Below are 26,149 nucleotides of genomic sequence, written 5' to 3' on the forward strand. Positions count from 1 at the left end.
AGGCGGGTCAGCCCCGGGGCGTGTCCTGGGTGCCGGTGCCGGTGCCGGTGCCGGGTTCGGGGTCCTCGCGTCGGACCGTCTCCCCCTGGATGACGCGCGGGGCACCCGGCTCGTCCGCGTCCCTCGCGGCACGGGCCTCGGACTTGAGGATGCGGGCCGACTTGCCCGCCGAGCGGGTCAGCTCGGGGAGCTTCTTGATGGCGAGGACGGCGGCGACGACGATGAGAATGATCGCGAGTTCGCTGAGTCCGAACACGGTGCTCCCCTGGTGAACGTCGGTGCGGGCCCGCGGCACGGGCCCGCACACGGAATCTACGGCAAGGCCGGCGGGCCCGGCGCCGCGGGCCGGAGCCGCGGAGGTCGCGCAGGCCCCGGGGGCCTCAGCAGCCTTGGCAGCCTCAGAGGTCGAACTCGTGCGGCGGCAGGTCCAGGGCGTAGCACGCCTCGCGGACCACGGCGCGCTCGTCCTTGTCGAAGTCCCCGTCGGCACCGCCGATCACGATGCCGATCTGCACCACGGCCCGCGCCTCGGCGGGCTTCTTCTTCGCCTTGGCGATCTCCTGGAGGATGCCGACCTTGCCGAAGGCGAAGTCGGCGGTCAGCTTGTCCAGATTCTCCTCGAACCGGCGGCGCAGGTCGTCGGCGGGGAAGTTCTGCAGCACCTCGTTGGTCGAGATCAGCTGGGCGACCCGCTGTCGCTCCGAGGGGTCGACGGTGCCGTCGGCCGCGGCGACCAGCGCGCACATCGCCATGCTCGCGTCGCGGAAGGCACCGCTCTTGAGGTCGTTCTTCTTCGCCACGAGCTGCGTCTGCATCTGCGACGCGGACTCCTTGAAGCGGTCCCACAGGGCCATGAGAACTCCGTACTCCGTACCGGTCGGAAGGGAAAGGGGGTGATCCTGACCCTCTACAGCACTGTAGAAGTTATCAGTCCTCCTCGTCCTCCGAGTCGCCCTCGAAGAAGTCCCCCACCTCGTCGACGACTTCCGCCGCCACCATCCCCCCGGCGATCCCCGCCGCGCCCGCGACGACGGCGGCGCCGATGCCGGGCCCGCCGCCCGGGTGCCCGGACCCGTGATCGCCGTACCCGGACTCGTGACCGGCGTACCCGGACTCGTGGCCGTACACCGCGTGGGAGCCGTACGACGCGCGGTGCTCGACCAGCTCCCGGATCCAGCCGTCGACGAGGGTGTTCCAGTCCTGCGGCCCGGCGGGGCCCTCGTGCGGGACGGAGAAGCGGCTGAGCGCGTCGTGGCCGCCGTGACCCTCGTGTCCGTCGGCGAACGGGTCGCCTCGTTTGTCCGCCTCCAGCACCACCTCCAGGGCGCCGGGCACGGCCAGGAAGGTCAGCTCGATCTCGTTGACCTGGTGGGCGTAGCGCGGGGGCGGGGTCAGCTCGATCTCCTGGTAGAAGGGCAGCTGCTGACCGGTGCCGCCGATGCGGCCGTACTCCAGGTCGGCGGAGCGGAAGCCGAAGCCGAGCTGTCCGAGGGCGTCCAGGACGGCCTCCTGGGCCGGAAGCGGCGCCACGGTCAGCGGGTCCAGGTCGCCCTTGTCCCGGGCGCCGGCGACGGCCAGCTCCGTGCGCACGCCGAGCACGATGCCCAGGGGCTGCCCGTGCAGCTCGGTGGCCGGGGTCTCCCAGGGCAGCGGCACCGCGAACGGCAGGCTGGTCTCCTCGCCCGCCGCGAGCCGGAAGGCGCCGCCGACGGCGTGCCGGCCGAAGGCGACGACGCCCTCCCCGTCGCCGTGCTCCTCGTGCTCGGTCTCCACGCGGGCCACCAGCTCCAGCGCGACCTGCTCGACGTCGTGGTCGACGGTGCCGCCGACCAGGTGGACCCGGCCCGACAGCATGCCCCCCGGCCGGGCGGCGCCCGGGTCGAGGACCGTGTCCACCGTGGGTCCGCCCACACCGAGGGAACCGAGCAGCCGCTTGAACACCATCGAGGCGTTCACTCCTTCACGTTCGTGCGGGAACTCCTGTGAGAGCACCCGTGGGAACAACCGGAATCCTCCGGCCGTTCTCTACAGGCGAGTAGAAGCATAGGGGTCTCAGGACTCCCGATCTTTTTGCTCGTCCTTTACCATGAGGGAGAACCCTCGGGTGCCCGGCTGGTACCGGCGCCCACCGACCCCGTTAAGGAGTTCCGTTCCGTAATGGAGCCCCCTAGTACCGGCCGTGCCGCGGCCGGCCCGTCTGTTCCCCCGTCTGTGCGTGAGGGAAGCGGGGTGGCACGGTGACCGAGGTCCTGCTGCTCCTGCTGGCCCTCCTCCTCACCCTCGCGTGCGCGCTCTTCGTCGCGGCCGAGTTCTCCCTCACCACCGTCGAGCGCGGTGACCTGGAGCGGGCCGCCGAGTCCGGTGAGCGCGGCGCCGACGGCGCCCTGAAGGCCGTACGCTCGCTGACCCTCCAGCTGTCCGGCGCCCAGCTCGGCATCACCGTGACCTCGCTGGTCATCGGCATGCTCGCCGAGCCGTCGATCGCCGTGCTGCTGCGCGGCCCGCTGACGGCGATCGGCCTGGGCGGCGCCGCCTCCACGGTGGCGACCCTGCTCGGCGTGGTGCTGTCCACCGTCGTCCTGATGGTCGTCGGCGAGCTGGTCCCCAAGAACTGGGCGATCTCGCGTCCGCTGGCCGTCGCGAAGGTCGTCGCGGGCCCGCAGCGCGGTTTCACCACCGCCTTCGGCCCCTTCATCCGGCACCTGAACAACACGGCGAACCGTTTCGTGCGCCGCTTCGGCCTGGAACCGGCCGAGGAACTGGCGTCCGCCCGCAGCGCCGAGGAACTGGTCGCCCTGGCCCAGCACTCGGCCGCGGAGGGCGCCCTGGAGGCGGACTCGGCGGAGCTGTTCGTCCGTACGCTCCACCTGAGCGAGCTGACCGCGGAGAACGTCATGACCCCGCGCGTGGACGTCAAGGCCCTTGAGGCCCACGCCACCGCCGCCGACGCCGCGAACCTCTCGCACGCCACCGGCCTGTCCCGCTTCCCGGTCTACCGGGACAGCCTGGACGACGTCGTCGGCACGGTCCACATCCGCGACGTGCTGGCCCTGGAGCCGGACGAGCGCCGGGCCACCCCCGTCACCGAGCTGGCCACCGCGCCCCTCCTGGTGCCGGACAGCCTGCCCGCCGACCGCCTCCTGGAGCGCATGCGCGCCAGCCGCACCATGGCCGTCGTCATCGACGAGTACGGCGGTACGGCGGGCGTGGCGACCGTCGAGGACATCGTCGAGGAGGTCGTCGGCGAGGTGCGCGACGAGCACGACCCGGTCGAGATACCGGACCTGCTGCCCGCCCCCGCGGACCCGGACGGCCGCGCGGCCTGGGAGGCCGACGGCTCGCTGCGCCTGGACCACCTGGAGCGCATCGGTCTGACCGCGCCGGAGGGCCCGTACGAGACCCTGGCCGGCCTGGTCGCCACGCACCTGACGCGCATCCCCGCCAAGGGCGACGTGGTCGCCCTCGACGGCTGGCGCATCGACGTCCTCGACGTCGACCACCACCGCGCCGACCGCCTGCGCGTCACGGCCCCCGCGCCGGACGACGCGTCGCCGGCGCCCGAACACGCGGCGCACGAGGACGCGGCGCACGAACACGCGGCGCACGAGGACGCGGCACACGAACACGCGGCGCGCGAGCAGTCGGCCGGCGACCGGTCGGCGCACGAAGAGCGGGAGCTGGCCCGATGACCGTCGTACAGCTCTTCATCGGCGCGCTGACGCTGCTGACCAACGCGTTCTTCGTGGGCGCCGAGTTCGCCATGATCTCGGTGCGCCGCAGCCAGATCGAGCCGCGCGCGAAGTCGGGCGACAAGCGCGCCCGGATGACCCTGTGGGGCCTGCAGCACATCTCGCAGATGATGGCCACGGCCCAGCTCGGCATCACCGTCTCCTCCCTGGTGCTCGGCGCGGTCGCGGAGCCGGCCATCGCGCACCTGATGGAGCCGGTGTTCGAGGCGGTCCACATGCCGCACGCGCTGGTCCACCCGGTCGCCTTCGCCATCGCCCTGACCCTGGCGACCTACCTGCACATGCTGATCGGCGAGATGATCCCGAAGAACATCGCGCTGGCCGCCCCGGCGACCACCGCGCTGCTCCTGGGCCCGCCGCTGGTCGCCCTCACCCGGGCCCTGAAGCCGGTCGTCTTCGGCATCAACGCCTTCGCCAACACGCTCCTCAAGCTGCTGCGGGTGGAGCCGAAGGACGAGGTCGAGGCCGTCTTCACCGACGACCAGCTGGCCCGCATGGTGGTCGACGCCAGTGAGGCCGGACTGCTCACCCCGGCCGACGGCGAGCGCCTGCGCGACGCGCTGGAACTGGGCACCCGCCCGGTCGGCGAGATCCTGGTCCCGGTCCAGAAGATGCGCACGGTCCCGCACACGGTCACCCCGGCCGAGCTGGAACGCCTGGCCGCCCAGGCGGGCTACTCCCGCTTCCCGGTCACCGGCCCCGGCGGCACCGTCCTCGGCTACCTGCACATCAAGGACACCCTGGGCCTGACCGACCGCGAGAGCCCCTTCCCGCGCACGGCCCTGCACCGCGTCACCCGCGTCCGCATCGACACCCCCCTGGACGACACCCTCACCGCCCTGCGCACGGAGGACAGCCACCTCGCCGCCGTCACCGGCGAGACGGGCGCGGTCCTGGGCTTCGTCACGATGGAGGACGTCCTGACGGAACTGGTGGGCCCGACGACGCCGGTGGCGCCGTGACGACGTCCTGACGCGGCCGGCCGCACCGTCGGCCGGCCGCGCGCCGGTGCCCCGAACCGGGCGCGGCCGAGCGTGTGGTCGGCCGCGCCCGGGGCCCGGCTGGACCGGCCTCTCCGGACCGAGACCTACGAGCGGTACGGGCGATACCCGGAGCTCGCACAGCTGTGTCTGATGTCGCCGCTCGGGGCGGTCGGTCCGGCGGCTGCGCTGCACACCGTCCTGCGAAGCGCCCGGCTGCTCGCATCGCCCCGGGCGTTGGGCGCCCCGACGGCGGACGGTGAATTCGACGGGGTGGCCTCGGTGAGCATCGGGTCCCGCTTCGTCGTCCCGGGAGTGGAGTGGACGGGGGGTTCCACGTCAACGACTCGCGGTGAAGGGAGCGTTGACGCTCCCGACCGTGGGGAACCTGCGTGTGATCGCGTTCGTCTCCCCTCACGACAGCGAAAACCGCACCGCCGGGGGAGACACCCATGACCATGGTCGGCCTGTTCTGGATCACTGAGGAGTGCGTGTACCTGGGGGCCGAGCCCACCGGTACGGCGCCCGGTGTGCGGCTGACCGAGGGTGGGGTGGAGGTCCTGGGGCTGGAGCAGGGCGGGCGGTCCTGGGGGTGGGACGAGGTGCGGGGGCTGGACGTGCGGGACGTGGCCGTGCGGTCCGAACGGCGGCGGCTGGCGTCCATGGCGTTCGACTCGTTCGTCGTGCTGTTCACGGGCGACGGCGAACTGCCGCCGCAGTTCACGGTGTGCGTGGAGACGGAGGGCGACGGCACGGTCGAGGCGAGCGTCCTGGCGGCCGTCACCGGTGGTATCCACACCCCGGACGAGTACGAACTCTCCCGCACCCTCCTCGCCCGCCTCGCCGACGGCACCACCACCGTCGGGGAGCTGGTCGGCTGGCGCCGGGAGGAGCCCGAGGACGTCGCCCCCACCAGGGAACAGCGCCTGGCGCTGCTGCGGGAGTGGACGGCGACGGCCTCCGTCTGACCGGTTGCCGTATCACGTCCGGTTTCTGCCGCGCCGGCCGGAGCGACTCCCCTCCCGTACGGCGCCCGCCCCGTCGTGGCCCCCCCGACCCCCTACCGCGGTATCACTGCGGGCTTGGCTCTCCAGGGGGACGGCGCGGCCCCGCCGGACACCTAGTCTGGTGACCATGACCTCAGTGGAGGGGGAGCGCCCCCGCGCGCTGCTCGCGGGGGCTTCGCGGCGGTGGGTGCGGGCGTTGCCGTGGGCCGTGGCGTTCGTGCTGTGCGTCGCGCTGCTGCCCACCACCATCGTGGTCCTCACCGCCGACTACGGCCTGGGCGGCGCCGTGGCGAGCGCGCTGGCCGTCGCGCAGGCGGCCCCGCTGCTCCTGGCCGTCGTACGCCCGCTGCACGCCTGGTACGTGGTCGTGCTCGCGGACGTGGCCGGGGCGCTCGCCCTGCGCACCGTCGACTTCGAGGAGCGGCTGCTGTGGCCGTTCCCGCCGATGGAGCTCGTCGGGTACGTCGCCCTCTGCCTCGCCCTCGGCCTGCGCGAGCGGCGCCGGACGCTGGTGCTGGTGTGGCTGGTGACGGCGGCCGCCAACGTCGGCCTGGGCTTCGCCGCCCCCCACGGCACCGGCGCCCGCGAACTGCTGTTCACCATCCTCGGCGGCGTCGCGCTCCTGCTGGGCGGGGTGCTGCGCGAGCGGTACGAGGTGCAGCGCAGGCTGGCCGAGCAGGAGACCATCAGCGAGGCCGAGCGGGGCCGGCGCACGCTGCTGGAGGAGCGCGCCCGTATCGCGCGCGAGCTGCACGACGTGGTGGCCCACCACATGTCCGTCATCACGGTCCAGGCGGACACCGCGGAGTACCGCCTCGCGACGCTGCCGCCCCACGTGCGGGAGGAGTTCACGTCCATCGCGGCGACCGCCCGGGAGTCCCTCGGCGAGATGCGGCGGCTCCTCGGCGTCCTGCGCAGCGAGGAGGCGCCCGGCGAGCTGATGCCCCAGCCGGGCCTCCCGCAGATCGGGCAGCTCGTGGAGGCGACGGCGCGGACGGGCGCTCCGGTCGACTTCACCCCCTGCGACCTCTCCCGCGCCGCCGACGTGCCCGAGGCGGTGGGGCTGTCGGCGTACCGGATCGTCCAGGAGGCCCTGGCGAACGTCGTACGGCACGCGCCGGGCGCCGCGACGCGGGTGTCCCTGGCCGCGTCGGAGCCCGCCGGCGACCGGGGTGGGGAGCGGCTCACCGTCCTGGTCGTCAACGGGCCGCCGCCCGAGCCGCCCGCCGGGCCGCTCGAAACGGGCGGCACCGGGCACGGACTCGTCGGCATGCGCGAGCGGGTCCGGCTCGTCGGCGGCACCCTCGACGTGGGCCCGCTGCCGGACGGCGGCTTCCGGGTCGCCGCACACCTTCCCCTGACCGAAGAGGACTCCACGTGACGACGCGCGTCATCATCGTCGACGACCAGGCCATGGTGCGGGCCGGATTCGCCGCGCTGCTGGCCGCCCAGAGCGACATCGACGTGGTGGGCGAGGCCCCCGACGGTGCGCAGGGCGTCGAGCTGAGCCGGCGTACGCATCCGGACGTCGTGCTGATGGACGTGCGGATGCCCGAGATGGACGGCCTGGAGGCCGCCCGCCGGCTGCTCGCGCCCCCGGCAGGGGTCACCCACCGACCGCGGGTGCTCATGCTCACCACGTTCGACGTCGACGACTACGTCTACGAGGCGTTGCGGGCGGGCGCGAGCGGCTTCCTGCTGAAGGACGCGCCGCCCGCCGACCTCATCGCCGCCGTACGGGTCGTGGCCGCGGGCGACGCGCTGCTCGCCCCCTCCGTGACGCGCCGCCTCATCGCGGACTTCGCCAAGCAGCGCCCCGCGTCACGGGGCAAGCCCGCGCTGCGGCTCAAGGGGCTGACGGAACGCGAGACCGAGGTCCTCACCCACGTGGCCCGCGGGCAGTCCAATGCGGAGATCGCGCGGACGCTGGTGCTGGCCGAGCAGACGGTCAAGACCCACGTCAGCCGCGTCCTGACCAAGCTCGACCTGCGCGACCGGGCCCAGGCGGTCGTCTTCGCGTACGAGTCGGGGCTGGTGGCCCCGGGAGAGCAGTAGTCCCCCCCGACCCGACCCCCTACCCGGGTATCAGTCGCACATTGGCTCCCGGGTATGACGCCCGGCGGGCAGTCGGCCCCGCACTCTTCACCCCGTCACGCCAGCAAGACGTACGGATGAGGAGACGGGACCATGAGGCTACGCAAGGGCAAGCGGCAGAAGGCCGGCGACCTGCCAGGGGCGGACGGCCTTCCCGGCGCCCCGGCCGCCGCGCCCGGTCTCGCCGTCGAACTGCGCGGCGTGCGGCGGCAGTACGGCCGTGGCGCGGGCGCCGTGCACGCGCTCGCGGGCATCGACCTCGCCCTCCCGCGCGGCAGCTTCACCGCCGTCATGGGACCGTCCGGATCGGGCAAGTCCACCTTCCTGCAGTGTGCCGCCGGGCTCGACCGGCCGTCGGCGGGATCGGTGCGGCTCGGCGGCACGGAGATCACCGGCATGAGCGAGAACGAGCTCACCGAGCTGCGCCGCAGCCGCCTCGGCTTCGTCTTCCAGGCGTTCAACCTGCTGCCCTCGCTGACCGTGGAGCAGAACGTCCTGCTGCCCATGCGCCTGGCCGGGCAGCGCCAGGACCACCGTCGCGCCGCCGAGGTGCTCGCGCGGGTCGGGCTCGCCGACAAGGCGCGACGCCGGCCCGGCGAGCTGTCCGGCGGGCAGCAGCAACGGGTGGCCGTCGCCCGCGCGCTCGTCACGTCCCCCGACGTGATCTTCGCCGACGAGCCCACCGGCGCCCTCGACACCGGCACCGCCGCCGAGGTCCTCGGGCTGCTCCGGCACGCGGTGGACACCCTCGGCGCCACCGTCGTCATGGTCACCCACGACCCGGCGGCGGCGGCCTGGGCCGACCGGGTGCTGTTCCTCGCCGACGGTGCCTTCGCCGACCACCTCGAACGGGGGTCGGCCGAGCGGATCGCGGCGCGCATGACGGCCCTCACCGCTCGTACCCGAGCGGCGGCCGGGGTCGGGGCGGGGGCGGCGGCATGAGTGCCAAGCCCAACGGCCTCGCTCGCGCCGCCGTGCGCTTCAAGCCCGCCTCCTTCGTGGGCACGTTCGTCGCGCTGATGATGTCGGCGCTGGTCGTCGCGGCCTGCGGCGTACTGCTGGAGACGGGCATCCGTGCCTCCGTACCGGCGGAGCGGTACGCGAACGCGCCGGTCGTCGCGGCGGCCGACCAGTCCGCGCGGGTCGTCGCCGACACCGTCGACGGACCAGAGGTGACCGAGTTCCCGCTGCCCGACACCGCCCGCGTGGACGCGGGGCTCGCGGCGAAGGCCGCCGGGGCGCCGGGCGCGGCCGCCGCCGTACCGGACTTCACCTTCCCGGTGCACGGCCTCCCGGCGCAGGGCTTTTCGGAGAACGGCGGCGACGGTCCGGCGGGCGCGCTCACCGGCCACGGCTGGGGCTCGCACGTCTTCACCGGTACCGCGCTCTCCCAGGGCGCCGCGCCGCGCGCCGGTGAGGTCGTCCTCGGCGCCGACGCGGCCCGTGCCGCCGGGGCCGGCGTCGGCGACACCGTCGTGCTGGAGACGGCCGACGGGCGCGCCGGCTTCCGGGTGTCCGGGCTGGCCGAGGCCGGTGCCGGCGACGCCGCGCGGGAAGGGGCGGGTGGTGGCGGGGCCACGGCCTGGTTCGCCGACGCGGAGGCGCCCGTGCTGGCCGGTCACCCCGGCAAGGCCGACGCCATCGCCGTCATGGCCGAGGACGGCGTCGACCCGCACGCCCTCGCCGCAGCCGTCGAGAAGGCGCTCACCGGCTCCGGCGCGCAGACGCTCACCGGCGACGACCGCGGCGAGGTCGAGGACCGCGGGCTGGCGTACGCCAAGGAGACGCTCTTCGCGGTCGGCGGTTCCTTCGGCGGGATCGCCACCCTGGTCGCGGTGTTCACCGCGGCCGGCACGGTCGCCCTCTCCGTCGGCCAGCGCACCCGCGAGTTCGCGCTGCTGCGCGCCGTCGGCGCCACCCCGCGCCAGATCCGCCGGGCGGTGGCCGCCGAGGCGCTGCTCGTCGCCCCGCTCGCCGGGCTGCTGGGCTGCCTGCCGGGCATCGGGCTCGCGCACTGGTGGTTCGGGCAGATGCAGGACCGCGGGGCGGTCCCGGAGGCGGTCGACGTGCACGTCTCCGGGTTCCCGCTGCTCGCCGCCGTCGGTCTCGGGCTGCTCACGGCGCTGGGCGCCGGGTGGGCGGCCGGGCGCAGGCCCGCGCGGATCAAGCCGGGTCAGGCGCTCGCCGAGGCGTCGGTGGAGCGGCTGCGGCCGGGTGTCGTCCGTACCGTCCTCGGCCTCGCCGCGGTCGGCGGCGGGTCGGTGCTCGCCGGCGTGGCCGCCTCCGCCGCCGGTGCGGACGCGGCGGGCGCCTCCCTCGGCGTCGTCATGCTCTTCATGCTGGCCGTCGCGCTGCTCGGGCCGATCCTGGCCCGGCTGTGCGCGGCGCTCTTCGGCCTGCTGCTGCGCGGCGGGGGTGCCTCGGCGTCGCTGGCCGCCGCCAACTCCCGTACGAACTCCCGCCGGCTGGCCTCCGCGATCACCCCGATCGTGCTCGCCATGGCCTTCGCCTCGACGCTCGTCTTCATGCACACCAGCGAGAGCCACGTCGCCTCGGAGCAGCTCCGCGACGGCATCACGGCCGACCACGTGGTGACCGCCCCGGCGGGTCTGCCCGCCGACGCCGTCGCACGTGCCGCCCGCGCGCCCGGCGTCGACGCGGCGGTGAGTCTGCTGGACACCCGGGTGCTGGTGCCCGTCCGGGGCGGCGGCGAGACGTCGTTGCAGGCCACGGCGGTGCAGGGCGTCTCGGGCCCCGCCGCCCGGCTCGCGCGGGTGCAGGACCTGGACGTGCGCGAGGGCAGCCTGGACCGGGTGGGGGAGGGCCGGGTCGCCATCGACAGGACCCTCGCCACGGCGGCGGACGTCGGGCTCGGCGACGAGCTGCCGCTCCACCTCCCCGACGGGACGAAGGCCGCCCCGGAGGTCGTCGCGGTCTACGGCCGGGGCCTGGGCCTGCCCGCGGTGACCATGGACCGCGCGTTGCTGGACGGGCACGTCACCTCCGCCTTCGCCGACACGCTGCTGGTCAGCGGCGGAGACGCCGAGTCGCTCGGCGCGCTCGGCGAGGTCACCGACGCCTCGGGCTACGCGCTCGCGCAGAACGTGGACCGCGAGTTCGGCGCCTGGGCCAACTACATGATGGCCGCCGTCCTGGGCGGCTTCGCCGCCGTCGCGGCGGTCAACACCCTGGTGATGACGGTCCTGGACCGTCGCCGCGAACTGCGCACGCTGCGCCTGGTCGGCTCCACCCGGCGCCAGGTGCTGCGCATGCTGGGCTGGGAGAGCCTGCTGGTGTCGGCGGCGGGCGTCGCTCTGGGCACCGCCATCGCCATGATCACGCTGACCCCGATGATGCGTGGCCTGACCGGCGAACTGCCGCACGTTCCCCCGCTGCTGTACGCCGCCTTCGCCGCGACGGCGGCAGCCCTCGCCCTCACCGCCGCGATCCTCCCGGCCCGGGCGGCACTGCGGGAACGGGGGGCGTGAGGTCCGGCCGGGTGACGGGTCGCGGGGACCGCCTGGCCGTGAGCCCCGTCCGGGTGCGGTGCCGTCCGTGCGGTGAACGACGCTCGCCCGCAGGCGATGCCGATCCAGGCCCGTCCGGCGCAGCGAGGGCCCGCTCGGGTGCCGGGCCTGCCGGGCCGTTTCGGGTCTGCGAGCCGTGGGCCGCCAGCCGCGCCGTCGCTCGGGTGGGCCCGGGTCGCCCGTCCGGGTCGGTTGGGGAATGTCCGGTGCGGGGGTCGGCGCGCCCGTGAGGCCGGCCCGGGCCTCTCCGGCGCAGCGAGGGTCCGCTGTGGTGCCGGGCCCGCCGGGCCGTTTCGGGTCTGCGAGCCGTGGGCCGCCAGCCGCGCCGTCGCTCGGGTGTGCCCGGGCTGCCCGTGCGGGTCGGTTGGGGAATGTCCGGTGCGGGGGTCGGAGCGCCCGTGAGGCCGGCCCGGGGCCGTCCGGCGCAGCGAGGGTCCGCTGTGGTGCCGGGCCCGCCGGGCCGTTTCGGGTCCGCGAGCCGCGAGGCCGCGCCGCCGCTCGGGTGGGCCCGGGTCGCCCGTCCGGGTCGGTTGGGGAGTGTCCGGTGCGGGGGTCGGCGCGCCCGTGAGGCCGGCCCGGGGCTGTCCGGCGCAGCGAGGGTCCGCTCGGGTGCCGGGCCCGCCCGGCCGTTTCGGGTCCGCGAGCCGCGAGGCCGCGCAGCCGCTCCGTCGCTGGGGGCGTGAGCCCGTCGACGGCGGGACCCCGCGCGTTGCTGCGGGCGGGAGCGGGTCAGGGGCGGAAGTCTGCCGGTGGCCGGGCCCCGGCAGGTGGCGACGGCTCACCCGGGTCACCCCGTTCGCAGGCCCTCCGCCGGAGGGGTGCGCAGGGCGTGGCGGGTGGGGAGTTCGATCGTGAGGTACGACGTCGCCGTCACCGTCGCCGCCACCACCGGCAGAAGCCAGACCGGGCCCGCCGGCCACGGGTGGCCGAGGAAGCCCTGGCCGAGGAGGGCCAGCGGTACGGCGGACAGCAGGAGACCGCAGGCCAGGGCCGCGGCGGCGACGACCGCGGCCTCGCGGCGCATCATCGCGCGGATCTGCCGCGGGGTCGTGCCGACCAGGCGCAGCGCGGCGATCTCGGTGCGGCGCTGGGCGGTGGCGGCGACCAGCTTGTTGGCGATGCTCAGCAGCAGGTAGCCGAGGAGCACCACGACCACCGCCAGGTTGATCCACACCTCTGGCGGCGTGTCCGCCCCGGTGGCGTCCGGGGCGGTGCTCGCGAGGGTGAGCCCGGGACGGTCGGCGGCCAGCGCGGCGAGCCCCCGCTGCGCCTGCGCCGTGCCGTCGGTGCGGACCAGGATCCGCTGGTCGAGGCCGGTCGTGGTGTGCCCGGCGGCCAGCTCGCGGGAGAGGACGACCGGGCCGAAGCCCAGCCCCCGGTCGTAGACGGCGACGACCCGGGCCTCGACGCGCGCCCCGTCGCCGAGCACCAGGCGTACCCGCTTCCCGACCCCGGCGTCACGGGTGCGCGCTGCCTCGCCGCTCACGGCGACCGTGGCACCGGTCAGCCGGTCCAGGTCGCCGTCCCTCACGCCGAGGTCGAGTACGCCCCGGGCGTCCGGCGCGAGGATCGGCGCCGGGGCCGACTCGGCCACGGGGTCGCCCAGTTCCTCGTACTCCCACACCACCGTGGTCGTCCCGGCCGGTGCCGCGGCCCGTACGCCGGGCACGTCCCGCACGGCGGACAGGGTGCCGTCGGGCAGCCCGCCCAGCGCGGGTGCCGTCAGCTCGTACTGGGCGAGCGTGCCGGTGCGGGTGTCCTCGGAGGTGGCGGCCAGCACCGTGGTCTGGGTGAGGGTGTACGTCAGGACGAAGACGACGCCCATCGCCATCGGGCTGACCAACCCCGACAGCCGCAGCGCGTACGCCCGTACGTTGGACAGCGCCAGCCACGTCGGCGCCGCGACCCCGGGCCGCAGCCGCCGTACGGCGGCCTCGCCCGCGCTCCGGACCAGCGCTGGGCCGGACAGCGCCAGGCCGATCGCGGCGACGATGCCCGCCATGGAGGTGACCGAGGCCCCGAGGACCGTCCGGGACAGCAGCGGCACCACCGACAGCGCACCCGCGCCGAGGATCAGCAGCAGCCCGGCCAGGGTCCGCCCCCGCGACGGTGTGCGCGGCTCGCTGCGGGACTCGGCGACCGCCTCGGTGGCCGGCATCCGCGAGGTGCGCCAGGCCGCGCACCGGGCGGAGAGCCGTACGGCCGTCACCACCAGGAGCAGCGTGGCGAGCGCGGGCAAGGGGCTGAAGGCGAGGGGCAGTTCGGGCGGGAGGACGTCGCGGTCGGCCAGCAGTTCGCGGAACCGGCCCGCCAGCAGGTAGCCGACGGCCACGCCCGGCACCAGGGCGATCGCCGCGACGATCGTCGACTGCGCGGCGGCCAGGCGGCGGATCTGCTTCGGCGTCGCGCCCACGGCCCGCATCAGCGCCAGGTCGCGGCGCTGCCCGGCGATGGTCACGCCCAGCGCGCCCGCGACGACGAAGGCGGTGATGAGCAGCACGATCCCGCCGAGCGAACCGGCGAGCAGGATCAGCAGCGAGCGCGCCGAACCCACGCCGGGCGCCACCGCCTCGCCCCGGTCCGCGCCCGTGGTCACCTCCAGGCCCGTGCCCGCCACCGCCTCGCGCACCGCGGCGGCCACCCGTGCCCCGGCACCCTCGTCGGCCCGCAGCCCGATCAGGTCCACCGTCCCGGCGCGCGGGCCCTCGCTCCCCGCGTCGCGTGCGGCCAGCCGGGCGGCCGTGCCGTCCGCGAAGTAGACGCCGGCGCCCGGGGCGTCGACCAGCGCGGAGACCCGGTAGGACGCGGAGGGGCGCCCGTTCGCCACGACGTCGACCCGCTGGCCGACCGCGAGGCCCGTGCCGGCGGCCACCGCGATCTCGTCCCCGCCGGACGGTGCCCGGCCCGCCACCCGCGCGTGCGCCAGGAGTCGGGTCGAGGACCAGCCGTGCCCCGCCGTCCCCGGGTCCTCCTCGACCGGCGTGATCCGTCCGCGACCGTCGACGAGCGCCGCCGGGAAGCCGATGTCGCCGACGGCCGCCGTGACGCCGGGCAGGGCGGCCAGCCGGTCGACGAGCCGGGCCGGGACCGTGGCCCGCTCGGGCAGCGCGAGGGGAAGATCCCCGCCGGGGTGGAACTCCTGGCCGGCGGCGACCACGACGTCCGCGCCGCCGAGCCGCCCGGGCGGCAGCTGCGAACGCAGCCCGGACTCGGCGAGTACGCCGGTGGTGGTGATCAGGGCCGCGCCGCCGAGCACCGCGCACGCCACGGCGAGCAGGGCGGTGATCCGGTGCGCGGCCATCCGCAGCGCGAGACGCAGCACGGCTACCGCTCCCCCAACGCCACGAGACGGTCGGCCAGTCGGGGCGCGGTCGGCCGTTCCAGGGCCTCGACCACCCGGCCGTCGGCCATCACCAGCGCGCGGTGGGCGCGGGCCGCGGCGGCCGGGTCGTGGGTGACCATGACCACCGTCTGGCCGAGGTCGTCGACGAGCGCGCGCAGCAGGCCGAGCACCTGGTGGGCGCTGCGCAGGTCCAGCGCGCCGGTCGGTTCGTCGGCGAAGACGACGGCGGGCCCGGCCGCCAGCGCCCGTACGACGGCGGCGCGCTGCTGCTGGCCGCCGGACAGCTCGGCGGGGCGGTGCGACAGCCGGTCGGCCAGCCCGACCCGCTCGGTCAGGGTGCGCAGCCACTCCCGGTCCGGGCGCCGGCCGGCCAGCCGCAGCGGCAGCGTGATGTTGTCCTCGACGCTGAGCGAGGGGATCAGGTTGTAGGCCTGGAACACGAACCCGACGCGTTCGCGGCGCAGTTCGGTGCGGCGGGTCTCGTTCAGGCCGGAGATCTCCTGCCCGTCGATGCGGACACTGCCCGACGTGGGGGAGTCCAGCCCGGCCGCGCAGTGCATCAGGGTGCTCTTGCCGGAGCCCGAGGGCCCCATCACCGCGAGGAACGTGCCGTGTTCCACGGTCAGCGACACGTCGTCGAGGGCCCGCACGCCGCCCGGGTAGGTGCGGGCGACACGGTCCAGCGCGATGGCGGGCGCCCTGCGCGCGGTGGCGGTGGCGAGGGCGGCGGTGCTCATCGCCGCCCCCGCAGGGCGCGTACGACGAGGGTGCCGGCGGCGAGCACGGTGACCAGGCCGGTGGCCAGGTGGAGCGGGGTGGCGGCGCCGGTGAAGGAGAGCGCCGTGTTGGCGACGACGCTGAGCACCACGACGGTCCACAGCAGCGTGCGCAGGACGTCCCCGCGGGAGACGGCGCCCGGGCCGTCACCGGGTGCGGGGGCGGCCTGGGGGGTGACCAGGCGGTAGGGGTCCCGATGGTCCCGGTCCGCCCCGTGGTCCCGGTGCTCCTGATGGCCCCCGTACTGGTGGTCCCGGTGCTCTCGGTGGTCCTGGTACGTCATGGCTGCGGCCTCCGTCGGCGTCGCTCGCGGTCGTCTCCGACGCTAGGGAGCAGGGCCCGCGCCCGCCGATCCCGTGAGCCGCCCGGTCCGAGGTACAGCAGGCTGTACCTTCCGGCTCCGCACCCGCCGGCTCAGCGTCCCGCGGCTTGGGGGGCGTCGTTCGGATCTTGCCGGGGTCACGGGGTCTGGCACGCACTCCCCCACTGCCTTAAGAGCGTGGGAGGTACCCCCAGCGGCGTTGTCGTCGGTTGCCAGGGCTCCGCCCCGGCGCCCTCCTCCGCCTCGCAGCTGCACGCACCAGACCCCGCTCGGCTCGGCCACAACGCACCGTTGCCCGGAGCCGGCCTGATCCGAACGACACCCCTGGCTAGGGTCGGGCACGTCGGCGTTGGCCGTACGGCCGGAGGGAGGCAGGCGGATGACGGTCGTCGAGGGCGCGTCCGTGCGGGAGACCGCCGTACGGACCCTGCGCGCCGCCCGTGCGGCGACGGGGCAGCTCGTCGGCGGGCTCGGTACGGCGTTCCAGGCGCTGGGCGTGCTGCTGCTGGCCGCCGTGGCCGCCGTGACCGCGCCGGCCGGGGTGGGACTGCTGCTCGCGCCGCTCGTGCTGCGCGCCCTGCACGCGCTGGCCCGCCGGGAACGCGAACGCCTCGCCCGCCGGGGCGTCGACATCGTCCCGCCCGATCCGCCGCCCGTGCGGCTGCGGTCCGCGCTGGCCGACCCCACCACCCGGCGTGAGCTGGGGTGGCTGGTGCGGCACGGCACGCTGGGGCTCCTGCTGGGCCTGCTCGGTCTCCTGCTGCCGCTCTGCGCCGTCCGGGACGGCACGTTCCCCCTGTGGTGGCGCCTGGTGCCCGAGGACGCGACGACCACCTCCATCGGCGTCGGCACCGCGCACACCTGGCTGGACGCGGTCGCGGCGCTGCTGCTGGGCGTGGGCTGGGCCGCGATCCTTTTGGGCCTGGGCCCCGGCATGGCGCGGCTCCAGGCCGCCCCGGCGCGGCGGCTGCTCGCGGCGGGCCCGGACACGGACCTGTCGCTGCGGGTGGCGGAACTGACCGCGACCCGGGCCGCCGCACTGGACGCGCACGCCACCGAACTGCGCCGGATCGAGCGGTCCCTGCACGACGGCGCGCAGAACCGGCTGGTCTCGGTGACGGTGCTGCTGGGCGCCGCGCGGCGGACGGCGGCGCGGGACCCGGCCGGGGCCGACGAACTGCTGGAGCGGGCCCAGTCGGCGGCGGAGCAGGCGCTGGCGGAACTGCGGTCGGTGGCGCGGGGCATCCTGCCGCCGGTCCTGGCCGACCGCGGCCTGGCGGACGCGCTGTCGGGCCTCGCGGCGGACTGCGGGGTGCCCTGCCGCGTCGAGGCGGACGTGCCGGAGCGGTGCGCGGCCGCCGTCGAGGCGACGGCGTACTTCGTGGTCGCCGAGGCGCTCACCAACGTCGCCAGGCACAGCGGCGCCGGGCGGGCCTCGGTCACGGTCCGCGCCCGGGGCGGCCGGCTGCGGCTGCTGGTCGAGGACGACGGGCGGGGCGGCGCCGACGAGGACGGCGGCTCGGGCCTGACCGGCATCCGCCGCCGGGTGGCGGCCCTGGACGGCACCCTCCGCCTGACCAGCCCGCCCGGCGGCCCGACGACGCTGGAGGTGGACCTGCCCTGCGGCGGCTGACCCCCTCACCAGCCCGTCGCCACCAGGTGGTTCAGGAGCAGCGCCAGTACCGCCTGCGCCGCCAGCCAGGCGCGGGGGTGGGAGAGGAAGGCGCAGGAGGGCAGGAGCCACAGCGCGAAGGGCAGCCAGATGCGCTCCGTCTCCGCCTTGCTCATGCCGGACAGGTCGGCGGCCAGCAGGGCGAGCAGTCCGGCGGCCACCAGGAACGCCAGGCGAAGCTCCTGCCGGCCCGAGTCCCCGCGCCGGACCAGCACCGCCCCGGTCCGCCGCAGGCCCGCCGCCGTCGCCAGGCCCGTGATGAGCACCGTGCAGGCGAGGTTGGCCCACACCCAGTAGCCGTACGGGCGGACACCGGCCGCGCCCTCGTAGTAGCGGGTGACCAGCAGGCGGTACGCCTCCCACCAGTCGAAGCCCACCGCCGTGAACGCCACCGGCACCACCGCCGCTCCCGCCAGCAGCGGCAGGAACAGCACCGGCCGCTCCCGCACCCCGCGCCGGCCGAGCAGCAGCACCGCCGCCGCGACCACCGCGAACAGCGTGAGACCGTACGAGAGGTAGCAGGTCAGCCCGAACAGCAGTCCCGAGCCCGCCGCCCACCACGCCGAGCGCCCGGTGACCGCGAGGGTCAGCAGCGCCACCGCCCAGGCGGCGACCGCGGCGAAGTACGCGTCGGCGGACGTGCCCAGCCACACCGCCGCCGGTGCCAGCACCAGGAAGGGCGCCGCCCGCCGGGCGAGCCGCTCCCCGGCCAGGGCCCGCACCGTCACCAGCACGGCCACGCACCCCGACGCGCCCACGGTGATGCACCAGACCCCGGCCCAGCCTCCGCCGCCCAGCCCGATCCGGTCGAGCAGCACGAAGGTGAGCGTGGCCGCCGGGGGGTGACCGGCGACGTGGGCGGGCCAGTTGTCGGGGGAGTGGATCAGGATGTGCCCGGTGAAGTCGCGCAGGGTCGCCGGGACGTCGTGCCAGCGGTCGATGACGGTGAGGTACTCGTGGCGGGTGGTGAGCCGGCCGGCGATCCCCGTCCGCCAGCCGTCGATCAGGGCCAGCGACCAGATCCAGGCCATGGACACGCCCCACGCCGAGGGCAGCAGCGCGCGCCACGGCAGGCGGGCGGCGACGGCGGGGCCGTACGCCACGGCCGCCACCGCCACCAGGACCGCCGCCGGGGTGCCGGGGCCCAGGTGCGGGCCCCAGCGGCCCAGCAGGGGCGGCCAGCCGACGATCAGATCGTCGTACGTGTACACGTACCGGCCGACCAGAACGGCGGCCGTCACGAGCAGCGCGGCGGCCGCGGCGGCGCCCAGGTCGGGGCGGACGGACTCGCGACGGGCGGAGTCCCGGCGGACGGAGTCGAGGAGGGTCACCCGGGCACCGTAGGCCGGTCGAGCACGAGGTCGGTGGCGCACACGGCGGACGTCAGCGTTTCGTCATGGGTCGCGCACCGTGCGGAGGGCGTCCGTCGGCCTACGGTCGGGACATGCGCGACCTCGCCCCACGGCTTCCCTCCTCCCCGGGTTTCTGGCGCAGCCCCCTGCGCGGGCCCTGGTTCACGTCGGTCCTCGGCCTCGTCCTGCTCGTCGGCATCACCGTGCTGTTCGCGACCGGGCTGCTGTCGTACGCCGCCTACAACCCCGATCTGTCGCCGGTCAACGACAAGACCCCGGACAAGGGGGCCCTCGGCTTCTACCTCTTCGCCTGGCCGACCGACCCGCCCTGGCTGTACCGCCTCACGCAGGGCGTCCACGTCACCCTCGGGCTGGTGCTGATCCCGGTGCTGCTGGCCAAGCTGTGGTCGGTGGTGCCCAGACTGTTCACGCTGCCGCCGGCCCGCTCGCTCGCCCACGCGCTGGAGCGGATCTCGCTGCTGCTGCTGGTCGGGGGCGCCCTGTTCGAGTTCGTGACCGGGGTGCTCAACATCCAGCTGGACTACCTCTTCCCCGGCTCCTTCTACCCGCTGCACTTCTACGGCGCCTGGGTCTTCTTCGCCGCGTTCGTCGCGCACGCCGTGCTGAAGGCGCCGGCCGCGCTGCGCAACGTACGGCGCATGCGCGCGGGGGACGCCCGGGAGCCGGAGGACGGCCTGCGGTCGCCGCGGCCCGACGCGCCGACGGTGTCGCGGCGCGGGGCGCTGTGGACGGTCGGCGGGGCCTCGCTGCTGCTGTTCGCCACCAGCGCCGGGCGGTCCTTCGACGGGGCGGCGCGGGCCACGGCCCTGCTGGCACCGCACGGCGGGGCCGAGCCGGGCAGCGGCCCGAACGGCTTCCAGGTCAACAAGACCGCCGCCTACGCCGGCATCCAGCCGGCCGAGACCCGCGAGGACGCCTGGCGGCTCGTGGTCGTGGGCCGTACCGGCACCGTCCGCCTCTCCCGCGCCGACCTGCTCCGACTGCCGCTGCACAGCGCCGCGTTGCCCATCGCCTGCGTCGAGGGCTGGTCGACCTCCGACCAGTGGTGGCGCGGGGTGCGGCTGCGGGACCTCGCCGCGCTCGTCGGCTTCGACGGCGACCCGCCCGACGTGCTCGTCGAGTCTCTCCAGCGGCGCGGCGCCTTCCGCCACGGGGCCCTGCGCGCCAACCAGGTGGCCGACCCGCGGTCCCTGCTCGCCCTGTCCGTCAACGGCGAGACGCTGAGCCCGGATCACGGCTATCCGGCGCGGATCATCGTGCCCGCCGCGCCCGGCGTGCTGAACACCAAGTGGGTGGCCCGGATGACGTTCGGAGAGCTGGGATGAACCTCGTGCGCAGCCTGTGGCCGCCGCGTCGGCCCTCGATCGGCAGTCCCTTCCAGATCCTGCTGCTGTGCTGCTCGTTCGCACTGGCGGGGTATGCGGGGGTGCGGCTGCTCGCCGGGGACTGGTTCGGCGTGGCGCTGTGGTTCGTGGGCGCGGCGCTGCTGCACGACCTGGTGCTGCTGCCGCTGTACGCGGGGGCCGACCGGGCCGTCGTGCGCGGACTCGGGGCCGTGCGCCGCCGTGACTGGGTGCCGTACGTCCGGGTCCCGGCAGCCTTCTCGGGGCTGCTTCTGCTGGTGTGGTTCCCCTTGATCGGCGGGCGGGTGGACGCGCGTTACCGGTCGGTGGCCGCGCTGTCGGCGGACGGCTTCCTCGCCCGCTGGCTGCTGATCACGGCGGTGCTGTTCGGCGGCTCGGCGCTCCTGCTCGCCGGGCGGCTGCTGCTGCGCAGCGCGACGAAGCGGCGCTCCCCCGACGTCCACTGAACGGCGTTCCGCCAGTCGGTGCCGCCCGCGTGGCGCAGCAGGGCGCGGGTGCCGATCCGGGCCCAGGGGAAGGGGGCGCCGGACGCCGCGTGGCCGTCGGGGACGTCGACGACCTGCACGTGGGCGCGTTCGTCGACCTCGACCGGGGCCGTCTCGGCGATCAGCAGGCCGCCGGGTGCGAGCAGGGCGGCGACGCGGGCGAGCAGGGCGCGGGGGTCGCCGCCGATGCCGACGTTGCCGTCCATGAGCAGGACGGTGCCCCAGCGGCCCTCGCCCGGCAGCGGCTCGAAGACGGAGCGCCGCAGCGAGTGGCCCCCGGTCCGTAGGGTGCGGTCGACGGCGGCCTCGCTGACGTCGATGCCGAGGACGGTCCGGCCCCGGGCGGCGAGTTCCGCCACCAGCCGGCCCGGCCCGCAGCCCACGTCGAGCACGGCGCCCTCGCACCGGTCGAGCACCTCCAGGTCCACCGCGTCGGCCCGCGCGCACCAGCGCTCCACGTCCAGCGGCAGCAGCCAGCCGTCGGTGCGGCGCAGGAACAGCGGACCGCGTCCCGAGCGCAGGGCGGCGGCGTAGGGGTCGGAGGCCTCCCAGGCGCGGGCGGCGGCCGGTCGGCCGGGGACGAGTCGCGCGGCCCCGGTCACCGGACCGCCCGCCGGTCCGCGGCCGGGGTGCAGGCCGCGAGCCGGGCGGCGAACCGGCCGTGCGGGGCCAGGGCGGCCACGGCGCGGGCGTCGGCGGCGGTGTCCACGTCACGCAGGCGCGGCAGGTCCCGTACCCGCAGCCCCGCCGCCAGGAGCCGCTCACGCTGCGCGGCCCCCGTCACCGGGGCCGACATGGGAACGCCCCGCAGGAGGGCGGGTTCGGGCCGGGCCAGGCCCAGGGCCCAGAAGCCGCCGTCCTCGGCCGGGCCGAAGCAGGCGTCGTGGTCGCGCAGGTCCACGTCGAGCAGGTCCGGCGTCACCTGCGGGGTGTCCATGCCGATGAGCAGGGCCGGACCGGCGCACCCGCCGAACGCGTCCGCGAGCCGCTCGTCGAGGCCGCCCGCGCACTGCGGTACGACGTCGAAGCCGGGCGGCAGCCACGGGCCGGGGGCGCCGTCGAGGACCAGGACCCGGCGGAGCGCGGGCGCCGCGGCCACGGCGGCCAGGGTGTCGGCGAGGGCCGCCTCGGCCAGCGCGGCCGCCTCGACGGGGGTGAAGGGCGGGGTGAGCCGGGTCTTGACCCGGCCGGGACGCGGCTCCTTGGCGATGACGAGGAGCGTCGTGTCGGCGGTCACCGGACGCCACTCCCCTCACCGGCGCCCGAGCGGATCGCAGGCGGTTCGGCCAGGACGCGGCGCATGTCCCGGACCGCGTGCCAGGTGCCGCGCCAGGTGCCGGTCACCTTGGAGGCGCCGGTGCGGGGCAGGTACGGCACGTCGTGCTCGGCGACCCGCCAGCCCGCGTCGGCGGCCCGCACCACCATCTGCAGCGGGTAGCCGCTGCGCCGGTCGGTGAGGCCGAGGGCCAGCAGCCGCTCGCGGCGGGCGGCGCGCAGCGGACCCAGGTCGTGCAGGCGCAGACCGGTGCGGAGGCGCAGCATCCGGGCGAGGGCGAGGTTGCCGGCGCGGGCGTGCACGGGCCACGCGCCCCTGGCCTGCGGTCGGCGACGGCCGAGCACCAGGTCGGAGGTGCCGGCGCGGATCTCCCGTACGAACGGCGTCAGCAGGCCCGGGTCGAGGGATGCGTCGCAGTCGCAGAAGCAGACGACGTCGGCGGTGGCGGCGGTCAGACCGGCGTGGCAGGCGGCGCCGAAACCGCGGCGCGGCTCGGTCACGACCGTGGCGCCGAGCGAGCGGGCGAGGTCCGCCGAGCCGTCGGTGGAGCCGTTGTCGACGACGAGCGCGCGCCAGCCGGCCGGGACGCGGGCCAGGACCCAGGGAAGGGCCCCGGCCTCGTTCAGGCAGGGGAGCACGACATCGACGTCCGGAGCGGGCGAGGTGGTCACGGCGTTCACCCTACGAAGCGGAACCGGACGAATCGGGCTCCCACTCCTTACGAAACACGGACGTCGGTGTTCCGGACCCGTTCGGCAGGGACGCCGGGGGACGGGCGGTGCGAGGCTGGGCGCATGCACCAGCAGCCCCCCGACGGCACCCGAACGGCCACACACCCGGCCACACCCCCGGCCGCCCCCGCGCGGATCCTCGTCGTGGACGACGATCCCACCGTCGCGGAGGTCGTCGCCGGGTATCTCGACCGGGCCGGATTCCGCGTCGAGCGGGCCGGGGACGGTGCGGACGCGCTCGCCCGGGCCGCCGCGCGCCGGCCCGATCTGGTGGTGCTCGACCTCATGCTGCCCGGCATGGACGGCCTGGAGGTGTGCCGGCGGCTGCGGGGACAGGGGCCCGTGCCGGTCGTCATGCTGACCGCCCGGGGCGACGAGGACGACCGCATCCTGGGCCTGGAGGTCGGCGCCGACGACTACGTGACCAAGCCGTTCAGCCCGCGGGAGCTGGTGCTGCGGGTGGAGTCCGTGCTGCGCCGCACCCGGCCCGCCCCGGCGCCGCGCCCGCCGTCCGCCGCCGGTCTCACCGCCGACCCGGCCGCCCGCAGGGCCACCAAGCACGGCACCGAACTGGCGCTGACGCTGCGCGAGTTCGACCTCCTCGCCTTCTTCCTGCGGCATCCGGGGCGGGCGTTCTCCCGCGAGGAGCTGATGCGCGAGGTGTGGGGCTGGGACTTCGGCGACCTGTCCACGGTGACCGTCCACGTCCGGCGGCTGCGCGGCAAGGTCGAGGACGATCCGGCCCGGCCCCGGCTGATCCAGACGGTGTGGGGCGTGGGCTACCGCTTCGACCCCGCGGGCCGGGAGGCGGACTGACCGTGCACGCCACCCTCCTCATCGCCCTGTACGCCTTCGCCGGCGCCGCCGCCACCGGCCTGGTGGGCGCGGCCGTGCTGCGGCTGATCCGGCGGCGCTCGCTGACTGCGTCGCTGGCCGTGGTGGCGGCGGTCGCCGTCCTCGCGATGCTCGCGGGCACGCTGGCCGTCGCGTGGGCGATGTTCCTGTCCCCGCACGACCTGTCCGTCGTCACCACCGTCGTGGCGATGGCGGCCGTCGTCTCCCTGGCCACCGCGCTGCTGCTGGGCCGCTGGGTGGTCGCCCGCAGTCGCGAACTGGCCGCTGCGGCACGGTCGTTCGGCTACGACGGCGGCTACGCGGCCCCCACCACACCGGCGACCGCCGAACTGGACGCGCTCAGCCGCGAACTGGCGGCCACCAGCGCCCGGCTCGCCGAGTCCCGGCAGCGGGAGCGGGCCCTGGAGACCTCCCGGCGCGAACTGGTCGCCTGGATCTCGCACGACCTGCGGACGCCGCTGGCCGGTCTGCGCGCCATGTCCGAGGCGCTGGAGGACGGCGTCGCCGCCGACCCCGACCGCTACCTGCGGCAGATCCGCGCCGAGGTGGAACGCCTCAACGACATGGTCGGCGACCTCTTCGAACTCTCCCGCATCCACGCCGGCACGCTCGCCCTCACCCCGGCCCGGATCTCCCTCTACGACCTGGTCGGCGACGCCCTCGCGGGCGCGGACCCGCTCGCGCGCGAGCAGGGCGTACGGCTGGTCGGCGACGCGGTGGCGGCCGTGCCGGTCGAGGTGGACGGCAAGGAGATGAGCCGGGTTCTGGGCAACCTGCTGGTCAACGCGATCCGCCGCACCCCCGCCGACGGCACGGTCGCCGTCGCCGCCGAGCGGTCCGCCGACGGCGTGGTGGTCTCCGTGACCGACGGCTGCGGCGGCATCCCCGAGGAGGACCTGCCGCGGGTCTTCGACACCGGCTGGCGCGGCACCCACGCCCGTACGCCCCCGGCCGGCGCGGGCCTCGGCCTCGCCATCGTCCGCGGCATCGTCGAGGCCCACCGCGGTCGCGCCACCGTCCACAACATCCCCGGCGGCTGCCGCTTCGAGGTGACCCTGCCGCTGGCGGAGGCCTGACCGGGCACGGGACCCGCCCCGGGGGGCCCGGGCGCGCGTGATCCCGGCGGTGAGGCTCGCCGACTCCGCGACCGGGGACGGCCTGCCCGCCGCGCGCCCCTTCCCCTGCGCGCCCTTCCCGGCGCGCAGGCCCGGCGGCCCCGGGCATGCGTACGGTCCCGGTCATGCGTACGGTCCCGGTCATGCGTACGGCCCCGGTCATGCGTACGGTTCCGGCCACACGCACGTGCTCGCCCCGGGGGGCCCGGGCGCGCGTGATCCCGGCGGTGAGGCTTGCCGACTCCGCGACCGGGGACGGCCTGCCTGCCGCGCGCTTCTTCCCCCGTGCGCCCTTTCCGGCGCGCAGGCCCGGCGGCCCCGGTCATGCGTACGGCCCCGGCCACACGCACCTTCTCGCGCGGTGCGGGCAGGGGACGGTCCCGCGGTCCCGGAGGCGTGGCCCCGAGTCGGGTCACTCCCCGCGCAGGCCCGCCCGCGCGAACTCCCGCATGCCCTCCGTGAATCCCACCCGGGGGCGCCAGCCCAGTTCGGTCCGCAGGCGGGTGGAGTCGGCCGTGATGTGGCGGACGTCGCCGAGGCGGTACTCGCCGGTGACGACGGGCTCGGGGCCGCCGTGGGCGGCGGCCAGGGCGGCGGCCATCTCGCCCACCGTGTGCGGCTCACCGCTGCCGGTGTTGTAGGCGCTGAGGGCGCCTTGGGGCGGCCCGGCGGCCTCCAGCGCGGCGACGTTCGCCGCGGCCACGTCCCGCACGTGCACGAAGTCCCGGCGCTGGCGGCCGTCCTCGAAGACGCGCGGGGCCTCGCCGCGGGCCAGCGCGGAACGGAAGAAGGAGGCGACTCCGGCGTAGGGGGTGTCGCGTGGCATCAGGGGGCCGTACACGTTGTGGTAGCGCAGCGACACCGCCGTCGCACCGGTCGTCCGGGCCCAGGCGGCGGCCAGGTGCTCCTGGGCCAGCTTGGTCGTGGCGTACACGTTGCGCGGGTCGGCCGGGGCGTCCTCGCCGACCAGACCGGGGGACAGGTCCGCGCCGCACTCCGGGCACGCGGGCTCGAACCGGCCCGCGTCCAGGTCGGCGACGGCGCGCGGTCCCGGCCGCACCACGCCGTGCCGGGGGCACGCGTACCGCCCCTCCCCGTACACGACCATCGACCCGGCGAGCACCAGCCGCCGGACGCCCGCACCGGCCATCGCGGCGAGCAGGACGGCGGTGCCGAGGTCGTTGCGGGAGACGTACTCGGCCGCGTCGGCGAAGCCGTTGCCGAGACCGACCATCGCCGCCTGATGGCACACGGCGTCCACGCCGTCCAGCGCCCGGGCGAGGGCCGCCGGGTCGCGCACGTCGGCGCCCGGGTCCTCGCGGACGTCGTAGCCGACGGGCTCGTGCCCGTGCTCCCGCAGGGCCTGGACGACATGGGACCCGATGAAACCGGCACTGCCGGTGACCAGTACGCGCATGCGCCCCACGCTAGGTCCGCGCGGGCCGCGGGACCGGGCGCCCCGACCGGCACGTCACGGGT

The 26,149-nt window shown here is 75.9% G+C and carries 22 protein-coding genes; 11 read left to right on the forward strand and 11 right to left on the reverse strand.

Going from position 1 to position 26,149, the window contains the following annotated elements:
• Positions 1-7 precede the first annotated feature (7 nt).
• From AB0P07_RS24250 to AB0P07_RS24260, 3 genes are all read right to left on the reverse strand, one after another.
• Entirely contained in the window at positions 8-256 is a 249-nt protein-coding gene (locus tag AB0P07_RS24250; RefSeq protein WP_365553800.1) for a twin-arginine translocase TatA/TatE family subunit, read from the reverse strand.
• Positions 257-398: 142 nt separating this feature from the next.
• On the reverse strand, positions 399-854 hold the full coding sequence (locus tag AB0P07_RS24255; protein WP_102928683.1) for a tellurite resistance TerB family protein: 456 nt from the start codon (positions 852-854) through the stop codon (positions 399-401).
• Between the two features lie 73 nt (positions 855-927).
• Positions 928-1,944 carry a sporulation protein gene (locus AB0P07_RS24260; RefSeq protein ID WP_365553803.1) on the reverse strand — a complete coding sequence of 339 codons (1,017 nt, stop codon included), beginning with the start codon at positions 1,942-1,944 and terminating at the stop codon, positions 928-930.
• Positions 1,945-2,237: 293 nt separating this feature from the next.
• Here AB0P07_RS24260 and AB0P07_RS24265 point away from each other — a divergent pair, with 293 nt between their 5' ends.
• The 7 genes from AB0P07_RS24265 to AB0P07_RS24295 all read left to right on the forward strand — a co-directional run bounded on the left by AB0P07_RS24265 (position 2,238) and on the right by AB0P07_RS24295 (position 11,318).
• Complete coding sequence (locus AB0P07_RS24265; RefSeq protein WP_365553806.1) at positions 2,238-3,689, forward strand: hemolysin family protein; 1,452 nt, start codon at positions 2,238-2,240, stop codon at positions 3,687-3,689.
• Complete coding sequence (locus AB0P07_RS24270; protein ID WP_365553809.1) at positions 3,686-4,711, forward strand: hemolysin family protein; 1,026 nt, start codon at positions 3,686-3,688, stop codon at positions 4,709-4,711. The genes AB0P07_RS24265 and AB0P07_RS24270 overlap by 4 nt, the downstream gene beginning before the upstream one ends.
• A gap of 470 nt (positions 4,712-5,181) precedes the next feature.
• Entirely contained in the window at positions 5,182-5,697 is a 516-nt protein-coding gene (locus AB0P07_RS24275) for a hypothetical protein (protein WP_365553811.1), read from the forward strand.
• 166 nt (positions 5,698-5,863) lie between these two features.
• Positions 5,864-7,117: a histidine kinase gene (locus AB0P07_RS24280; protein WP_365553814.1), complete on the forward strand. Its 1,254-nt coding sequence runs from the start codon at positions 5,864-5,866 to the stop codon at positions 7,115-7,117.
• Positions 7,114-7,791: a response regulator transcription factor gene (locus tag AB0P07_RS24285; RefSeq protein WP_365553817.1), complete on the forward strand. Its 678-nt coding sequence runs from the start codon at positions 7,114-7,116 to the stop codon at positions 7,789-7,791. The genes AB0P07_RS24280 and AB0P07_RS24285 overlap by 4 nt, the downstream gene beginning before the upstream one ends.
• 132 nt (positions 7,792-7,923) lie before the next feature.
• Positions 7,924-8,772 carry an ABC transporter ATP-binding protein gene (locus AB0P07_RS24290; RefSeq protein ID WP_365553820.1) on the forward strand — a complete coding sequence of 283 codons (849 nt, stop codon included), beginning with the start codon at positions 7,924-7,926 and terminating at the stop codon, positions 8,770-8,772.
• Complete coding sequence (locus AB0P07_RS24295; protein WP_365553823.1) at positions 8,769-11,318, forward strand: ABC transporter permease; 2,550 nt, start codon at positions 8,769-8,771, stop codon at positions 11,316-11,318. Before AB0P07_RS24290 ends, AB0P07_RS24295 begins: the two co-directional genes overlap by 4 nt.
• Positions 11,319-12,144: 826 nt before the next feature.
• Here AB0P07_RS24295 and AB0P07_RS24300 read toward each other — a convergent pair.
• Genes AB0P07_RS24300 through AB0P07_RS24310 form a run of 3 tightly spaced genes read right to left on the reverse strand, consistent with a single transcriptional unit; the run spans position 12,145 to position 15,760 of the window.
• The gene (locus AB0P07_RS24300) at positions 12,145-14,679 is read right to left on the reverse strand and encodes an ABC transporter permease (RefSeq protein ID WP_365553826.1); all 2,535 of its coding nucleotides are present in this window, start codon (positions 14,677-14,679) and stop codon (positions 12,145-12,147) included.
• Between the two features lie 2 nt (positions 14,680-14,681).
• Positions 14,682-15,437: an ABC transporter ATP-binding protein gene (locus tag AB0P07_RS24305; protein WP_365553829.1), complete on the reverse strand. Its 756-nt coding sequence runs from the start codon at positions 15,435-15,437 to the stop codon at positions 14,682-14,684.
• Positions 15,434-15,760: a hypothetical protein gene (locus tag AB0P07_RS24310; RefSeq protein ID WP_365553832.1), complete on the reverse strand. Its 327-nt coding sequence runs from the start codon at positions 15,758-15,760 to the stop codon at positions 15,434-15,436. Before AB0P07_RS24310 ends, AB0P07_RS24305 begins: the two co-directional genes overlap by 4 nt.
• A gap of 418 nt (positions 15,761-16,178) precedes the next feature.
• On the opposite strand from AB0P07_RS24310, the gene AB0P07_RS24315 reads away from it, so the two are divergent.
• On the forward strand, positions 16,179-17,432 hold the full coding sequence (locus tag AB0P07_RS24315) for a sensor domain-containing protein (protein ID WP_365553835.1): 1,254 nt from the start codon (positions 16,179-16,181) through the stop codon (positions 17,430-17,432).
• A 5-nt stretch (positions 17,433-17,437) separates the two neighbouring features.
• On the opposite strand, the gene AB0P07_RS24320 is transcribed toward AB0P07_RS24315, so the two are convergent.
• Positions 17,438-18,802, reverse strand: a complete 1,365-nt coding sequence (locus AB0P07_RS24320; protein ID WP_365553838.1) for a hypothetical protein — start codon at positions 18,800-18,802, stop codon at positions 17,438-17,440.
• 113 nt (positions 18,803-18,915) lie between these two features.
• On the opposite strand from AB0P07_RS24320, the gene AB0P07_RS24325 reads away from it, so the two are divergent.
• On the forward strand, positions 18,916-20,169 hold the full coding sequence (locus AB0P07_RS24325) for a molybdopterin-dependent oxidoreductase (protein ID WP_365553840.1): 1,254 nt from the start codon (positions 18,916-18,918) through the stop codon (positions 20,167-20,169).
• A gap of 334 nt (positions 20,170-20,503) precedes the next feature.
• Here the strand turns inward: AB0P07_RS24325 and AB0P07_RS24330 are convergent, their stop codons facing one another.
• From AB0P07_RS24330 to AB0P07_RS24340, 3 genes are read right to left on the reverse strand one after another with little or no spacing between them, the layout of a single operon-like run.
• Positions 20,504-21,295, reverse strand: a complete 792-nt coding sequence (locus AB0P07_RS24330; protein WP_365553843.1) for a methyltransferase domain-containing protein — start codon at positions 21,293-21,295, stop codon at positions 20,504-20,506.
• On the reverse strand, positions 21,292-21,930 hold the full coding sequence (locus AB0P07_RS24335) for a DUF2064 domain-containing protein (RefSeq protein ID WP_365553846.1): 639 nt from the start codon (positions 21,928-21,930) through the stop codon (positions 21,292-21,294). Before AB0P07_RS24335 ends, AB0P07_RS24330 begins: the two co-directional genes overlap by 4 nt.
• Positions 21,927-22,649, reverse strand: a complete 723-nt coding sequence (locus AB0P07_RS24340) for a glycosyltransferase family 2 protein (protein WP_365553849.1) — start codon at positions 22,647-22,649, stop codon at positions 21,927-21,929. The genes AB0P07_RS24335 and AB0P07_RS24340 overlap by 4 nt, the downstream gene beginning before the upstream one ends.
• A 114-nt stretch (positions 22,650-22,763) precedes the next feature.
• On the opposite strand from AB0P07_RS24340, the gene AB0P07_RS24345 reads away from it, so the two are divergent.
• Entirely contained in the window at positions 22,764-23,516 is a 753-nt protein-coding gene (locus AB0P07_RS24345; RefSeq protein WP_365553852.1) for a response regulator transcription factor, read from the forward strand.
• 2 nt (positions 23,517-23,518) lie between these two features.
• On the forward strand, positions 23,519-24,631 hold the full coding sequence (locus tag AB0P07_RS24350; protein WP_365553855.1) for a HAMP domain-containing sensor histidine kinase: 1,113 nt from the start codon (positions 23,519-23,521) through the stop codon (positions 24,629-24,631).
• A gap of 451 nt (positions 24,632-25,082) precedes the next feature.
• On the opposite strand, the gene AB0P07_RS24355 is transcribed toward AB0P07_RS24350, so the two are convergent.
• On the reverse strand, positions 25,083-26,087 hold the full coding sequence (locus AB0P07_RS24355) for an NAD-dependent epimerase/dehydratase family protein (protein ID WP_365553858.1): 1,005 nt from the start codon (positions 26,085-26,087) through the stop codon (positions 25,083-25,085).
• Positions 26,088-26,149 lie beyond the last annotated feature (62 nt).

Source organism: Streptomyces sp. NPDC085944 (genome assembly GCF_040686295.1).
Classification (GTDB): domain Bacteria; phylum Actinomycetota; class Actinomycetes; order Streptomycetales; family Streptomycetaceae; genus Streptomyces; species Streptomyces salinarius.

Bases quoted from the DNA above. Each gene is read 5' to 3' on its own strand.
- AB0P07_RS24355 (WP_365553858.1), bottom strand. From the start codon at position 26,087: ATGCGCGTACTGGTCACCGGCAGTGCCGGTTTCATCGGGTCCCATGTC.
- AB0P07_RS24325 (WP_365553840.1), top strand. From the start codon at position 18,916: ATGCGCGACCTCGCCCCACGGCTTCCCTCCTCCCCGGGTTTCTGGCGC.
- AB0P07_RS24295 (WP_365553823.1), top strand. From the start codon at position 8,769: ATGAGTGCCAAGCCCAACGGCCTCGCTCGCGCCGCCGTGCGCTTCAAG.
- AB0P07_RS24260 (WP_365553803.1), bottom strand. From the start codon at position 1,944: ATGGTGTTCAAGCGGCTGCTCGGTTCCCTCGGTGTGGGCGGACCCACG.
- AB0P07_RS24310 (WP_365553832.1), bottom strand. From the start codon at position 15,760: ATGACGTACCAGGACCACCGAGAGCACCGGGACCACCAGTACGGGGGC.
- AB0P07_RS24275 (WP_365553811.1), top strand. From the start codon at position 5,182: ATGACCATGGTCGGCCTGTTCTGGATCACTGAGGAGTGCGTGTACCTG.
- AB0P07_RS24255 (WP_102928683.1), bottom strand. From the start codon at position 854: ATGGCCCTGTGGGACCGCTTCAAGGAGTCCGCGTCGCAGATGCAGACG.
- AB0P07_RS24290 (WP_365553820.1), top strand. From the start codon at position 7,924: ATGAGGCTACGCAAGGGCAAGCGGCAGAAGGCCGGCGACCTGCCAGGG.
- AB0P07_RS24280 (WP_365553814.1), top strand. From the start codon at position 5,864: ATGACCTCAGTGGAGGGGGAGCGCCCCCGCGCGCTGCTCGCGGGGGCT.
- AB0P07_RS24270 (WP_365553809.1), top strand. From the start codon at position 3,686: ATGACCGTCGTACAGCTCTTCATCGGCGCGCTGACGCTGCTGACCAAC.
- AB0P07_RS24315 (WP_365553835.1), top strand. From the start codon at position 16,179: ATGACGGTCGTCGAGGGCGCGTCCGTGCGGGAGACCGCCGTACGGACC.
- AB0P07_RS24305 (WP_365553829.1), bottom strand. From the start codon at position 15,437: ATGAGCACCGCCGCCCTCGCCACCGCCACCGCGCGCAGGGCGCCCGCC.
- AB0P07_RS24345 (WP_365553852.1), top strand. From the start codon at position 22,764: ATGCACCAGCAGCCCCCCGACGGCACCCGAACGGCCACACACCCGGCC.